The sequence below is a fragment of the Allobosea sp. WAO genome, assembly GCF_001509835.1.
In the GTDB taxonomy this organism is placed as follows: Bacteria; Pseudomonadota; Alphaproteobacteria; order Rhizobiales; family Beijerinckiaceae; genus Allobosea.
This window is the reverse complement of sequence record NZ_JXTJ01000005.1, coordinates 1-13,318: the sequence shown is the minus strand read 5'-3', so window position 1 is coordinate 13,318 and position 13,318 is coordinate 1. Positions and strand designations below refer to the sequence as shown.

Below are 13,318 nucleotides of genomic sequence, written 5' to 3'. Positions count from 1 at the left end.
ACGGTCCGCATTTGCCCGGGAGAGTTATTTCCCTCGGCCCCCTGCATTTGCGGGAGAACTGGCCTATATCGGCGCTTCAATTTGGAAGAGTGACAATGTCCCCGCCTGCCGCGCCGTCCCCGGCGCCTTTCGCACGCTCGGCCGTGCTCCAGCCGGGTTCCGGTTTCGTCGCCACCTTCAAGGCGCTCTGGCCCTATCTCTGGCCGCCGGAGCGCGCCGATCTGCGCCGGCGGGTGGTGATCGCCTTCGCGCTGCTGGTGGTCGGTCGCCTAGTGCTGATGGGCGTGCCCTTCACCTTCAAATGGGCGACCGATGCGCTCGCGGGCACGCCGACGACGCTCGCTTCCTGGTTGCCCTGGCTGGTCGGCGCGCCGCTGGCGCTGACGGTGATCTACGGTTTTGCCCGCGTCGGTTCCTCTGCCTTCATCCAGCTGCGCGACGCGATCTTCGCCCCGGTGTTCATGCATGCCGTGCGCACGTTGGCGCTGCAGACCTTCGGCCATCTGCACCACCTGTCGCTGCGCTTCCATCTCGAACGCAAGACCGGTGGGCTGACGCGCGTGCTCGAGCGCGGCCGCAACGGCATCGAGGAGATGGTGCGGCTCGGCCTCAACCAGCTCGTGCCCGTGATCATCGAGGTCACGCTGATCATCAGCGTACTGCTCTGGCTGTTCGACTGGCGCTATGTCGTTGTGCTCGTCGTCATGGTCGTCGGCTACATGGCCTACACCATCAAGGCCACCGAATGGCGCATCGCCATCCGCGCCCAGATGAACGAATCTGACACCGACGCCAACGCCAAGGCGATCGACTCGCTGCTGAACTACGAGACGGTGAAGTACTTCGGCGCCGAGGCGCGCGAGACCGCGCGCTACGACGTCTCCATGGCGCGCTATGAGCGCAACTCGATCAAGGCCTATACCTCGCTCGCCTGGCTCAATTTCGGCCAGGCCTCGATCTTCGCGGCCGGGCTGACGGTCTCGATGGTGATGTGCGTGCGCGGCTTCCAGGCCGGCACCAACACGGTCGGTGACTTCGTGCTGATCAACGCCATGCTGATCCAGCTCTATATCCCCCTGAATTTCATGGGCACCGTCTATCGCGAGATCAAGCAGGCGACGCTCGACATCGAGCAGATGTTCTCGCTGATCGGCCGCGATCCCGAGATCCAGGACAAGCCCGGCGCGCCACCGCTCAACGTCCAGGCCGGCTCCGTCACCTTCGAGGACGTGCATTTCGCCTATGTGCCGGAGCGGCCGATCCTGCGCGGCATCTCGTTTTCGGTGCCGGCGGGCAAGACCATCGCCATCGTCGGCCCGTCAGGCGCCGGCAAGTCGACGATCTCGCGTCTGCTCTTCCGCTTCTACGAGCCGCAGAAGGGGCGTATCCTGATCGATGGTCAGGACATCGCCTCCGTCCAGCAGGTCTCGCTGCGGTCCGCGATCGGCATGGTCCCGCAGGACACGGTGCTGTTCAACGACACCATCGAGTACAATCTGCGTTATGGCCGCCCCGAAGCCACTCAGGAAGAGATCGAGGAGGCCGCCCGTCTCGCCCAGATCGACCGCTTCATCAGGACGCTGCCCGAGGGCTATGCGACCTCGGTCGGCGAACGCGGCCTCAAGCTGTCCGGCGGCGAGAAACAGCGCGTCGCCATCGCCCGCACGATCCTGAAGGGGCCGCCGGTCCTCGTCCTCGACGAGGCGACCTCGGCGCTCGATTCCTTCACCGAGAAGGAGATCCAGGACGCACTCGACCGGGTCAGCCAGGGCCGCACCACCCTGGTGATCGCGCATCGGCTCTCGACCGTTATCAACGCCGACGAGATCATCGTCCTCGACAAGGGGCTGATCGTCGAGCGCGGCCATCACCGCGAGCTGCTCGCGGCGGACGGCGTCTACGCCGCGCTCTGGAACCGCCAGCGCCAGGTCGACGAAGCCAAGGCGACGCTGCAGCGTGCCACGGCGGAGGAGGGCGAGAGCGTCCGCGTCAGCCTGACGGATTGATCGCGCAAAGATTGGATCTGCTCGAAATTGTGGCTTGGCAGCCGCAGGGACGAAGCGCAGACTGCCCTTGGGTAATGAGGGCGCTTCTCATGTTCGTGCTCGATCCGACGACGCTTGTCGGCTTCCACACCTGGCTCAGCCTGATCGCCATCGTCGCCGGCTTTCCGGCGGCGGCGGCCTTGCTGAAAGGCCATCTCAGCCCGCGCTGGAACGGCATCTTCCTCTGGACGGCGATCGCGACCAGCGCGACCGGTTTCCTCTTCCCATTCAGCGGTGTCCTGCCCTCGCATATCGTCGGGGCGATCTCGCTGGTGCTGTTGGCGGTTGCCGCCGTCGCCCTCTATGGGCGCCACCTGCAAGGTGGCTGGCGGCGGACTTACGCCATCACCGCCATGCTCTCCTTCTACCTGCTGATCTTCGTCCTGATCGCCCAGCTCTTCCTCAAGGTGCCGGTGCTGAACGCCATGGCGCCGACGCAGGCCGAGCCGCCCTTCGCGATCGTGCAGGGCATTGCGCTGGCGATATTCCTCGTGCTGACGGTGCTGGCGGGCCGGCGTTTCGCGGCCGGTTCCGCGCCGTTGAGGGCTGTCTGACCCCCCGGGCGCGGCTTCACCAAGCATTGCCGCCGGCTCGCCCGGCCACCATCCCGCCAAGCTGATAGCCACCGCGGGCGTCGCTCTTGCGGGCGCGCCGATTCTCGGCAAGCTCGGCGCCAAAGCGAAAGCCGCAGGCAGGTGAGAGGGAAGATGGCTGAGGAGGCCGATGTCGTCATCGTCGGTGCCGGACTTGCCGGGTTGGTCGCTGCCGCCGAACTCGCCGATGCCGGCCGCAAGGTCGTCATCGTCGAGCAGGAGCCGCGGGCCTCGCTCGGCGGCCAGGCGCACTGGTCCTTCGGTGGGCTCTTCCTGGTCGATTCGCCAGAGCAGCGCCGGCTTCGCATCAGGGATTCGCTTGCACTCGCGCGGCAGGACTGGTTCGGCTCGGCCGGCTTCGACCGCGAGGAGGATCATTGGCCGAAGGCCTGGGCTGAAGCCTATCTCGATTTCGCCGCCGGAGAGAAGCGCAGCTGGCTGCACCAGCAAGGCATGCGCTGGTTCCCGGTCGTCGGCTGGGCAGAGCGCGGCGGCTATCTCGCGACCGGCCACGGCAATTCGGTGCCGCGCTTCCATGTCACCTGGGGGACGGGCCCGGGCGTGCTCGAGCCATTCCTGCGCCGCGTCGCCGAAGGCGAGGTGCGGGGGCTGATAAACTTGCGCTTCCGCCATCGCGTCACCGGCCTGACGCACAGTGCCGGCGCGGTCGACGGTGTCGCGGGCGAGTTTCTGGAGGAGAGCGCGGTCGAACGCGGGCAGGCGAGCTCGCGCACGGCGCGCGGGAGCTTCGCGATCAGGGCCCAGGCCGTGATCGTCGCCTCGGGCGGTATCGGCGGCAATCACGATCTCGTCCGCCGCAACTGGCCGCAGCGCCTCGGCGAGCCGCCGAAGCGGATGCTGTCAGGCGTGCCGGCCCATGTCGACGGCGCGATGCTCGCCGCCGCCGAGGCTGCCGGCGGCCGGCTGATCAATGGCGACCGGATGTGGCACTATGTCGAGGGCATCGCCAACTGGGCGCCGATCTGGTCAGCCCATGCGATCCGCATCCTGCCCGGCCCGTCCTCGCTCTGGTTCGATGCGCGGGGTAACCGCCTGCCGGTACCGCTCTTTCCCGGCTTCGACACGCTCGGCACGCTCGAGCATCTGCGCCGCACCGGCTTCGATCATTCATGGTTCGTCACCAGCCGTAGCATCGTCGCCAAGGAGTTTGCGCTCTCCGGCTCCGAGCAGAATCCGGACCTCACCGGCAAGAGCTGGCGGCAGGTCATCCAGCGGGCCCGGGCCGGTATGCCGGCGCCGGTCCAGGCCTTCCTCGACAAGGGCGAGGATTTTATCGTCGAGACCGACTTCTCGCTGCTCGTCGCCCGGATGAACGCGCTCGCCGGCGCCGGGCTGATCGACGAGGCGCACTTACGGGCGCAGATCGAGGCGCGCGACCGCGATGCCGAGAACCCCTATGGCAAGGACCTGCAGGTCACGGCGCTGCGCGGCGCGCGCGCCTATCTCGGCGACCGGCTGATCCGCACGGCAAAGCCGCACCGCATCCTCGACCCGGCCCATGGCCCGCTGATCGCCGTCAGGCTCAACATCCTCACCCGCAAATCCCTGGGAGGATTGATGACCGACCTGTCCTCTCGGGTGCTGGGAGATGACGGCACGCCCGTGCCCGGCCTTTATGCCGCGGGCGAGGCGGCGGGCTTCGGCGGAGGCGGCCTGCATGGCTATCGCGCCCTGGAAGGGACCTTCCTCGGTGGCTGCATCTTCTCGGGACGGATTGCCGGGCGGGCGGCGGCACTGGCAGTCAGGTGAGGCGCTGATTCCGCCCGCGTCAGAGACGCCTCTTTCCCAGCGGCTCGGGAGCCCCTAAACAGCGTCCTCTGCCCGGCGGCCGCAACCTGACCGCGAAGGCAAGGCCATGACGGCGCGGTGCGCCAGCAAGACCAACAGGATGCCACCCCATGTCGCTCGTCGATTCCGTCCGTAAGCTGATCGTGCCGATCCACAAGGAAGGCTATGTCTTCATCGCCATCGGCGCTGTCGCGACGCTGGTGCTCGGCCAGCTCTGGGCCCCGTTCGGCTGGCTCGGCACGCTGATCACCCTTTGGATCTGCTATTTCTTCCGTGATCCCGTCCGCATCGTGCCGCAACGCGAAGGATTGGTGGTTTCGCCCGCCGACGGCCGCATCAGCCAGATCGGCACGGCGCTGCCGCCGCCCGAGCTCGAGCTGCCGGCCGAGCCGATGCTGCGCATCTCGGTGTTCATGAACGTCTTCGACTGCCATGTGAACCGCAGCCCGGTCGCCGGGCGGGTCGCCAAGATGGCCTATACGCCGGGTCTCTTCCTCAATGCTGAGCTCGACAAGGCGAGCGAGGACAATGAGCGCAACGCGCTGGCGATCGAGACCAAGGCCGGCATCGTCGGCGTCGTGCAGATCGCCGGGCTGGTCGCCCGCCGCATCGTGCCCTTCGTCAAGGAAGGGGACCATCTCGCCCCCGGCGAGCGCTTCGGCTTGATCCGCTTCGGCTCGCGCGTCGACGTTTATCTGCCGCAGGGCGTGATCCCGCTGGTCAGCGAGGGCCAGACCATGATCTCCGGCGAGACCGTGCTCGCCGATCTCTCGGTCAACGACACGGACCGTGTGTTCCGCGCGATCTAAAGCCGTGACGTCCTTCCGGGCAGGCGCCCGGGAGACTGTTGCGGGAAATTCTTGTACGTCAAGCTCGGGGGAAACCCCGGGCACGACCCGCAGCACCGCCTAGCCTGCTGCCAGAAAACCGCGTATTCCGGCTGCCATGAGCGATCTCTTTCCCCCTTTCGAACCTGAACGCGTCGAAACCAAGCGCGCGCGCTTCAAGCCTATCCCGTTCCGGCTCCTCGCCCCGAACGTCATCACGTTGCTGGCGCTCTGCCTGGGCCTGACCGCGATGCGGCTGGTGGTCGAGGGCAAACTCGAGACGGCGACGATCTGCATCCTGATCGCGGCGGCGCTCGACGGCGTCGACGGAAGGCTGGCGCGGATGCTCAAGGGCACCTCGCGCTTCGGTGCCGAGCTCGACTCGCTCTCCGACTTCGTCAATTTCGGCGTCGCCACCGGCTATGTGCTGTGGATCTTCGTCCTGCACGACCTGAAATCCTTCGGCTGGATCGCGGTGCTGACGCTCGCCTGCGCCATGGCGCTGAGGCTCGCCCGCTTCAACGTGATGATCGACGATCCCAACCGCCCGGAATGGCAGAAGAACTTCTTCGTCGGCATGCCGGCCCCGGCCGGTGCGATCACCGCCATGCTGCCGCTCTACCTGCATTTCATCGGCGTGCCGGTGCAGGACTATGGCGCGCCCTTCGTTGGGCTCTACATCCTGTTTATCGCCTTCCTGACGATTTCGCGCATCCCCTGCTATGCCGGCAAGACGCTCGGAACCCGCGTCCCGCGTGACCAGGTGCTGCCGATCTTCGTCGCGGTCGTCGTCGTCGCCGGCCTGTTCTTCGCCTATCCCTTCGAGATGCTGACGCTGATCGTCGTCGCCTATCTCGGGCTGATCCCGGTCAGCGTCGCGCGTTATCGCAAGCTCGAACGCGAATATGCCGCGCAGCAGCAGCCGGCTGCCGAGGCGGCGGTGACCATCGCTGCGGCAGACGAGCCGGGGACGGTGGAGCGCTAGCTCCCGGTCGTTTCAGCTGCGCCGGCCCGACAGCCGGCTGGCATTGGCCCGGGTGCGTTTCGAGAACGGCTCGAGCGTGTTGTGCGCTGCCTTGGCAGCCGCTTCGCCGAGGGCGCCTGGCGTCAGCGGGGTCATCGCCATGTTCAGCCAGAACAGGGTGGCGGCATGGCCGATGGCGAAGCTGCTCTCCATCACCGCCGAGACCTTCTCGACCACGGCCTTGCTGGCCTCGCGCTGGCCCCTCGCGTCACCGAAGGCGCCTTTCATCAGGATCGGTAGCCGCATCGCGATGGTCAGCCCGGCATCGGCCTGCATCGTCACCACCTTGGCGACGATGGCCTGCGTCTGCGCTCCCGCGGAGACGGAATCCGGGCGTTTCCGCGATGTCGCCATGTCCAAGTATCTCCGCGAGGCAGGGGAAGGGCGCCGGGCGGCGCGCGCTTCGAGGGCGGCTGCAGTGCCGCGGGCGATCGAATGTGGCAGTGCAGCGGTCATTGTGCAATGCGATGCGGAGCATAAAATATGCGTTATCTGCATAAAACATGCTTGACGATGCGTGTTGTGTTGCGCCCGGCGCATTGGCTCGGCGCTGCATTCCCCCTTGTCGCAAATTGCTCTAAAGCCATTGGGGAAGGCCATCGCATGGCTGCCTCCGGAACGAGCCTGATCCGTTGAACCTCTTTTCTTCCTCGAAACCGGCCGGCTGGCGGCCGCAACTCGTGCTGGCCTCCGCCTCGCCACGCCGCCTCGCTCTGCTCGAGCAGGCCGGCCTCAAGCCCGATGCGCTTTTGCCGTCCGATCTCGACGAGAGCCCGCTCAAGGGTGAGCGCCCGCGCGATCTTGCCCGCCGTCTGGCGCGTGCCAAGGCCGAGGCAGGTTACGCTGCGCTGAAGAGCCGCCCGGACCTCGAAGGCGCCTATGTCATCGCCGCCGATACGGTGGTCGCGGTCGGCCGTCGCATCCTGCCCAAGGCCGAGATCGTCGACGAGGCCGCCGCCTGCCTCAGATTGCTCTCCGGCCGGGCCCACCGGGTCTATACCGGCGTCGCGCTGGCGACGCCCTCGGGCGCGATCCGTGAGCGCATCGTCGAGACGCGATTGCGCTTCAAGCGCCTGTCGAATGAGGACCTGGAAAACTATCTCGCCTCGGGCGAATGGCGCGGCAAGGCCGGCGCCTATGCCATCCAGGGCATTGCCGGCTCCTTCGTGGTCAAGCTCGTCGGCTCCTACACCGGCGTGGTCGGCCTGCCGCTGCACGAGACGGTGAACCTGCTCGGCGGTGAGGGCTTTCCGATTCGCCTGGGCTGGCTCAACGCCGCCTGAACCAGAACAATGACGATGGAGGAAACGAGATGGGCGAACGCCTGAAGGGCAAGGTCGCGATCGTCGCCGGCGCCGGCTCGATCGGCCCCGGCTGGGGCAATGGCAAGGCGACCGCGACCGTGTTCGCCCGCGAGGGCGCGCGCGTGGTCTGCGCCGACCGCAATCTGGACGCGGCGCAGGAGACGGCCGAGATCATCAGGGGCGAGGGCGGCGAGGCCTTCGCGATCCGCACCGACGTCACCCGGCCGGAGGATCTGGCCGCGCTCGTCGAGGCGACGCTCAAGAGCTATGGCCGCATCGATGTGCTCGACAACAACGTCGGCATCGCCGAGGTCGGCAGCGTCGTCGACCTGCCTCTCGAGACTTGGGAGCGGGTCTTCACGGTCAACCTGACCGGCTGCTTCCTGGCGATGAAGCACGTAATCCCGGTGATGCAGCGCCAGTTCGCCGAGAGCGGGCAGGGCGGCTCGATCGTCAACATTTCCTCGATCGCCTCGATCCGCCACACCGGCGTGCCCTATGCGAGCTATGGCGCCAGCAAGGCGGCGATGAACCAGCTCACCCGCACCACGGCGGCACAGTACGCGCGCGAGAAAATCCGCGTGAACGCCGTCCTCCCCGGGCTGATGAAGACGCCGATGGTCGAGCATTCGGCGGGGCTGGCGCAGTCCTATGCCAAGGGCGACGTTGCGGCGATGTGGAAGGCGCGCGATGCGCAAGTGCCGATGGGCCATATGGGCGAGGGCTGGGACGTGGCCTGGGCCGCGCTGTTCCTGGCAAGCGACGAGGCACGCTATGTCACCGGGCTCGAGCTCGTCGTCGATGGCGGCGTGACCCTGCAATATGGCGCCTGACACCCCGCGCGACGTGACGCCGACCGGCAGGCCTTGCGCGATCTGCGGCAAGCCGGCGGTGCAGCGCTTCAAACCGTTCTGCTCGGCGCGCTGCGCCGACATCGATCTCGGCCGCTGGCTGAAGGGCAGCTATGTGATTCCCGGCGAGCCGGTCGAGGATATCGCCGATCCCGCCCCGCGACGCCGCGACGAGGAGGAGTGAAACGGCGCCGCGGCCGGCATCTCGTCGTCCGCGTCGCATTTTTCCACTGCCGGTGTTTTGTCGGCTGGACAGCTCGATCGTCAGCCTCTATACGCCACTCACCAACCGAGGCGCAGCGCGCTTCGCCGGATGCCCAGATAGCTCAGTTGGTAGAGCATGCGACTGAAAATCGCAGTGTCGCTGGTTCGATTCCAGCTCTGGGCACCATTCCTTCCCAAAAAGCCCAATTTCATTGACTTTCCTCCGCGGTTTGCAAGTCGGTTTGCGAGCCGGGTGTTCCACCGACGTTCGCGACCTTGCCGATTGCCGAGATGGCAAGCCGCTCCCGCGAGACGGCTGCGGTGTAGCGCTCGACCTCTTTCAGCGTCGTGTGACCGGTGATCGCCTGGATCTCGTGAGCCGTGCATCCGGCCTCCGCGAGGCGGCGAGCGGCGGCCTTGCGCAGGCCATGCGTGACGCAGGCATCCGGCAGGTTCGCCAGCCCAATCGCATCGGCCATCCAATTGCCGAAGCCGTGCTCGCTGAAGGGCTTGCCGAACTCGGTCACGACGATGCAGCCGACGTCCTTGCGGAAGGCGTCGAGGGAGGGCGCAAGGCTGGGGTGCTGGGCAATCGTGAGCTCGGCGCCGGTCTTGCCCTGGATGACCTTCACCTTGCCATGCCGAACGTCGGTCCACAGCATCTGCCGGACGTCGCCTGAGCGCTGGCCGGTAAAGATCAGAAGGTCGAAGGCGAGCCGCTGGCGCGTGCCTACAGGCCAGCGCTCCTCGAACTTCTCAATCTCGTCGTCGGTCCAGGTGTGCCAGGTGCCGAGCTTGAAGGTGTCGGTCGCCGCGATCGGGTCGTCCTTGCGCCAGCCGAGCTTGATGGCGAGCCGGAACAGGTTTCGGAGGCGCTTGCGCAGATCCATCGCCGCGGCCGGTCGGTCTGACATCTCGGTGAAGATTGCATCTAGGTGCCGGGTCTCGACAGCCGCAGCGCGCTTGTCGCCGTGCTTCAACATGAACCGATCGAAGATCTGGCGCTCGACGTAACGCGTGCGCTCGCTCTTGTCCTTGAATCGGCCCGTTGCGTAGTAGCGTTCGGCGAGATCGCGCATCGATCCAGGTGCAGCCTTCGACTTGCTGTCAGAGGCCGGCGCCGCATGCTGCTCGAGCGCTTGGTTGTAAGCGCGCATGAAGGCCGGCTCGCCGGGCGCGCCGGGCAGGGCGATAGCTTTCACGCCCGGCAGCCGCAGGTAATGGCGAACCTTGCCGTGGCGGTCCTTGAAGCGGTGCACGTGCTTGATCGTCACCGTGACGCCTCCGGCTCCAGAACCTCGTCCCATTCGTTCGGCTCCCCGCTGATGGCGGGAAGCATGCCCGGCCGCGAATCGGCGTCAACGGTGTGAATGACGATCGTGCCGTCGGGCTTGATCTCGACGCGGCCGACATGCACGCCGGCGCTCGCGACGGCCTTCACCGTCCGCGTGATCGATGCTTGACTGACGGGCGCGCGCGGCATTGTCAGACCTCCTCCGGACGCCGCCGGGGCGCCGGTGCAGCTGTTGCCAGCTTGCGGCAAGCCAAGATCGCGCCGATCATCTGCCGGCTGCGGGGCATCAGGAACCGGCCATGGCGTTCGCTTTTGACGAGGAAGCCGGGCCAGAGCTCGAGACTGAGCATTCGACCGTCCGTTTCTGGATGGTCGATGGGGATGATCGCGCCGCGTTTAGGATCAGTTTCGCGACGCTGGATGAGCTCGAGGAGCACCCGGCCGAAACCAGCGAAGAACACTTGGCCCGGTTCAATTTGCACCGAAGCGACATCCTGACGGCCGCTCGCCGCCTCGCTGCTGCGGGCGCCCATAGCGGCGGACAGACTGTCCAAATCATGCGAGAGAACCTCGTCTGACCGCTGGTTCTCACCTGCGTCGTTGCAGTCGACATCGCTCACAACAGCCTCCTGGCACGATGCACGGCCTCAGCGCGCTGGCGCATCTCGGCTTCCATCTCCTCGAAGATGCCGATCTGAAACGCCGCTTCGGCTTCCTTCATGGAGTCGGCAGCCTCGCGGGTCGCATAGACGCGCCGGCGAAAGCCGAACTTGCGAGCAAGCGCCTGCTGCTTCTGCCGGCTGGTGGGCCGATCGCTCACGATGTCCTCCTCTTGCGATTAGGGAAGGCGCGGGAAGGCCAAGCCCGTCGCTGTTTCTTCGTCATAGGTGCCGAGGCCTGGCCGCCCTTCGCGAGGACGCGCTCGCGGAACGCCGCTTCCTTCGCGACCAGCTTCCGGAGCTTCTTCATCTTGCCGACGTCGCTGCCCGCGGTGGTGGCACCAGCGCCGCGGGTCTTCACCGCGTGATCGTCGGGCAGCATCGGTCGGATGAAGCGCGGATCGTTCGGCGCCGGCGTCATCTCGCCGGTCTCCGCGTCGATGGCTCTCAGACCAAGCGCGGGCTCGTGGTCCCATTGCAGATGCGGGATTTGCTCTTCGGTGTAGCCGAGCAGCAGGAGGCAGGCGTGCAGCTTCGCGCCGACCGGGATGTGCTTGCGGTGGTCACTGGCGCGCATCAGAACGGCTCCTCGTCGCCGGGGCGGCGCTGCCATCCGTCAAGGGCGGGGATCGGCTTGCGCTGCGCGCGCGCCGGCTTCGGCGTGTAGATCGACTGGAAGCCGTCGCAGCCCAGGAGCCGGAAGAACCACCGATGCGACAGGATCCATTCGCAGGGACCGACGCCGGCGATGCGCCACAGCCCGAGCGGACGCGCGGTGCCGTTCATGACGATGGAGCGGGAAGAGGGGCTCGGCTTCATTCGAGCCCCCGGTCCTTCGCCAGCCAGGCCGGCATGCGGATCAGGGCGAAGCCCTTCTCATCGCGCTCCTCGACGAACTTGATCTGCGACGTCGGCAGGAACGGGTTCTCCCGCTCGCAGTCCCGATAGCCGCCGTCCTTCGATACGCGGATCGAGCGCGGCTGCTTCGGATCGCGCATGTGGATGTAGAGGCGGAGCTCGACGGTCGCGCCCTTCATGACCGGGCGCCCCGCGGCTTGATCCGCTCCATCGCCTCGGCGGCGATCTCCTCCGCATCGAGGCCGATCTCGGTGGCGATGTAGTCCTTCGCGAACTCGGTGAAGCGGGTGAGCTCCTCGCGATCCATCTTGCCGATCGACTTCGTGTCCTCGACCTTGCTGCCATCGACCTCGGTACGCTCGCCGGTCGTGAAGCCGCCGGCCTTCTTGATGTCGCCCTTCAGCTTGTCAGCAGTGATGAAGTCGGGGTGGTTCTCGGCGGCGACCTCAATGAGCTTGTGGGCGAAGGCGCGCTGAGCCTGTGCCCCGGCTTCCCACTTTCGCAGGGCGAAGGTCGTGCCCGCCGGGAATGCGGAAATCGCATCTCGATCGGCCCAGCCAACCGCCTTGAGCGACTGGCCGTCCCAGCGGGCGAGGATTTCGGGGCGAGCGGCCAAGGTCAGGCCCCCTGCTTGGCGTTGGCGGCTTCGATCTCCGCCCAGACCTTGTCGAGACGCTCCTTGATCTTCGTGCGCTCAGCCCGATCAGCGATCGGAATGAGCTGCGTCCGGAGCGGATTGCTCTCCTTCCAGAAGGTGGCGATGATCTCGGTGTCGCCCTTCTTCTTGGCATAGGCAGCGAGAAGATCGGCGTAGCCGGAATACTGGTGGCGCGTGGTGGCTTCGCGCCAGCCCTGCAGGTCGAACCCGCGATCCTCCTGGGGCGGTGCAGGCGGAGCGGCTTCCTCGCTCTCTTCGTCATCAGAAAGGCCGGACGCCGGAGGCGGAGGAGGCGGCGCGGGCGCGTCGGCCGGCGCCGCAGCTGCAGCGAGCTTCCGCACCCGCTGGAGGTGCTGATCGCGAACACTCCGCGCCTTCTCGACATAGCCGTCGAAGCCCGACAGCGCGGCTTCGATGTCGGTCTCGACGTACCACTCCTCGACCGTCGCCTCATCCTTGGCGTGGGCGAGCTTGTCGATCAGGTTGCCGATCTCGTCTTCGGGGTTGATGTCGTTGTGCTCGAAACCTTCGGACGCCGAGGCATCTCCAGCGGGGGCGTTGCTGAAGGAAGCCTCGGCGCCCGACGCAGCCGGCTGGCTGGGGGGAGGGGCACCGGCTGCGGTCTCGGAAAGGATGGTGGCGTCTTCGATCTCGGCCTTGCTCGGCTCGGCGGCCGGCGGCGGGGGCGGAGCGATAGTGGCAGGCGGCGCGGGAGGCGCGACCTCGCGTGCTCGGTTCGCGCGGCTGGCATCCTGCAGATCGGCGAGCTCATCGTCCGTATAGGCGCCCAGCATCAGCGCCGGCTTGTGGACGCGGGCCCATTCACGGGAGCCACGATAGGCGAGCTGCCGCGGATGATTGGCCGGCGACGACCAGGGGGAGTTCGTCCCGGTCGTCTTCCAGCCGCCGACCGTTCCCTCGACGGTCTTGGTGACGCCGTTGATGACGCCGGAGACCACGACGCCGAGCTCATCTCCCTTCTTCCCGTCGTAGGTGAAGGTGAGCTCGATCCCGAGCTTGGCATCCAGGACGGCTGCTACGAGCTTGCCTTCGTAGCAGAGCTTGCCCTTCACGATGGACACGCACTGCGCGACCCCAAACGGGTCCATGTTCCACTTCGTCGCCTGGTTCACGACGAGGAAGCAGTTGGCCATGATGTCTTCAAACGGCAGATACCGTTGAAAAAGTCGTC

At 66.7% G+C, this 13,318-nt stretch carries 17 protein-coding genes, 1 tRNA gene and 1 pseudogene; 9 read left to right on the top strand and 10 right to left on the bottom strand.

Annotated elements, in window-relative coordinates; genetic code table 11:
• Positions 1–95: 95 nt before the first annotated feature.
• The 5 genes and pseudogenes from DK26_RS08050 (at position 96) to DK26_RS08030 (ending at position 6,259) form a co-directional block, all read left to right on the top strand.
• Positions 96–2,006: an ABC transporter ATP-binding protein/permease gene (locus tag DK26_RS08050; protein WP_083533068.1), complete on the top strand. Its 1,911-nt coding sequence runs from the start codon at positions 96–98 to the stop codon at positions 2,004–2,006.
• 89 nt (positions 2,007–2,095) lie between these two features.
• Positions 2,096–2,599 carry a hypothetical protein gene (locus tag DK26_RS08045; RefSeq protein WP_066470318.1) on the top strand — a complete coding sequence of 168 codons (504 nt, stop codon included), beginning with the start codon at positions 2,096–2,098 and terminating at the stop codon, positions 2,597–2,599.
• 153 nt (positions 2,600–2,752) lie between these two features.
• Positions 2,753–4,408 (top strand): FAD-binding dehydrogenase, encoded by a 1,656-nt coding sequence (locus DK26_RS08040; protein WP_066470314.1) that lies wholly within the window; start codon positions 2,753–2,755, stop codon positions 4,406–4,408.
• A 146-nt stretch (positions 4,409–4,554) separates the two neighbouring features.
• Positions 4,555–5,256: pseudogene (locus DK26_RS08035) on the top strand (phosphatidylserine decarboxylase); the annotation flags it as partial.
• A 136-nt stretch (positions 5,257–5,392) separates the two neighbouring features.
• Entirely contained in the window at positions 5,393–6,259 is an 867-nt protein-coding gene (locus DK26_RS08030; protein WP_066470307.1) for a phosphatidylcholine/phosphatidylserine synthase, read from the top strand.
• Positions 6,260–6,271: 12 nt separating this feature from the next.
• Here the strand turns inward: DK26_RS08030 and DK26_RS08025 are convergent, their stop codons facing one another.
• Positions 6,272–6,652, bottom strand: coding sequence for a hypothetical protein (locus tag DK26_RS08025; protein WP_066470305.1), 381 nt, complete (start codon positions 6,650–6,652; stop codon positions 6,272–6,274).
• Between the two features lie 278 nt (positions 6,653–6,930).
• Here DK26_RS08025 and DK26_RS08020 point away from each other — a divergent pair, with 278 nt between their 5' ends.
• From DK26_RS08020 to DK26_RS08005, 4 genes are all read left to right on the top strand, one after another.
• A complete protein-coding gene (locus DK26_RS08020; RefSeq protein ID WP_066470304.1) occupies positions 6,931–7,581 on the top strand; it encodes a Maf-like protein in 651 nt (216 codons plus the stop codon).
• Between the two features lie 29 nt (positions 7,582–7,610).
• Complete coding sequence (locus DK26_RS08015) at positions 7,611–8,435, top strand: SDR family oxidoreductase (protein ID WP_066470301.1); 825 nt, start codon at positions 7,611–7,613, stop codon at positions 8,433–8,435.
• Positions 8,425–8,637 carry a DNA gyrase inhibitor YacG gene (yacG, locus tag DK26_RS08010; protein ID WP_066470298.1) on the top strand — a complete coding sequence of 71 codons (213 nt, stop codon included), beginning with the start codon at positions 8,425–8,427 and terminating at the stop codon, positions 8,635–8,637. Before DK26_RS08015 ends, yacG begins: the two co-directional genes overlap by 11 nt.
• Positions 8,638–8,768: 131 nt before the next feature.
• A tRNA-Phe gene (locus DK26_RS08005) sits at positions 8,769–8,844 on the top strand.
• Positions 8,845–8,866: 22 nt separating this feature from the next.
• Here the strand turns inward: DK26_RS08005 and DK26_RS08000 are convergent.
• From DK26_RS08000 to DK26_RS07960, 9 genes are read right to left on the bottom strand one after another with little or no spacing between them, the layout of a single operon-like run.
• Positions 8,867–9,931 carry a tyrosine-type recombinase/integrase gene (locus DK26_RS08000; protein ID WP_066470296.1) on the bottom strand — a complete coding sequence of 355 codons (1,065 nt, stop codon included), beginning with the start codon at positions 9,929–9,931 and terminating at the stop codon, positions 8,867–8,869.
• Positions 9,928–10,140: a hypothetical protein gene (locus DK26_RS07995; protein ID WP_066470294.1), complete on the bottom strand. Its 213-nt coding sequence runs from the start codon at positions 10,138–10,140 to the stop codon at positions 9,928–9,930. The genes DK26_RS08000 and DK26_RS07995 overlap by 4 nt, the downstream gene beginning before the upstream one ends.
• Positions 10,141–10,142: 2 nt before the next feature.
• A complete protein-coding gene (locus DK26_RS29620) occupies positions 10,143–10,571 on the bottom strand; it encodes a hypothetical protein (RefSeq protein WP_248309902.1) in 429 nt (142 codons plus the stop codon).
• Positions 10,568–10,771 (bottom strand): hypothetical protein, encoded by a 204-nt coding sequence (locus tag DK26_RS07985; protein ID WP_066470290.1) that lies wholly within the window; start codon positions 10,769–10,771, stop codon positions 10,568–10,570. Before DK26_RS07985 ends, DK26_RS29620 begins: the two co-directional genes overlap by 4 nt.
• Entirely contained in the window at positions 10,768–11,187 is a 420-nt protein-coding gene (locus DK26_RS07980; RefSeq protein WP_066470287.1) for a hypothetical protein, read from the bottom strand. Before DK26_RS07980 ends, DK26_RS07985 begins: the two co-directional genes overlap by 4 nt.
• Positions 11,187–11,429, bottom strand: coding sequence for a hypothetical protein (locus tag DK26_RS07975; RefSeq protein WP_157089575.1), 243 nt, complete (start codon positions 11,427–11,429; stop codon positions 11,187–11,189). The genes DK26_RS07980 and DK26_RS07975 overlap by 1 nt, the downstream gene beginning before the upstream one ends.
• Entirely contained in the window at positions 11,426–11,647 is a 222-nt protein-coding gene (locus tag DK26_RS07970) for a hypothetical protein (protein WP_066470279.1), read from the bottom strand. The genes DK26_RS07975 and DK26_RS07970 overlap by 4 nt, the downstream gene beginning before the upstream one ends.
• The gene (locus tag DK26_RS07965) at positions 11,644–12,084 is read right to left on the bottom strand and encodes a hypothetical protein (RefSeq protein WP_066470276.1); all 441 of its coding nucleotides are present in this window, start codon (positions 12,082–12,084) and stop codon (positions 11,644–11,646) included. Before DK26_RS07965 ends, DK26_RS07970 begins: the two co-directional genes overlap by 4 nt.
• 2 nt (positions 12,085–12,086) lie before the next feature.
• Positions 12,087–13,280, bottom strand: coding sequence for a hypothetical protein (locus DK26_RS07960; protein ID WP_066470274.1), 1,194 nt, complete (start codon positions 13,278–13,280; stop codon positions 12,087–12,089).
• Between the last annotated feature and the right edge of the window lie 38 nt (positions 13,281–13,318).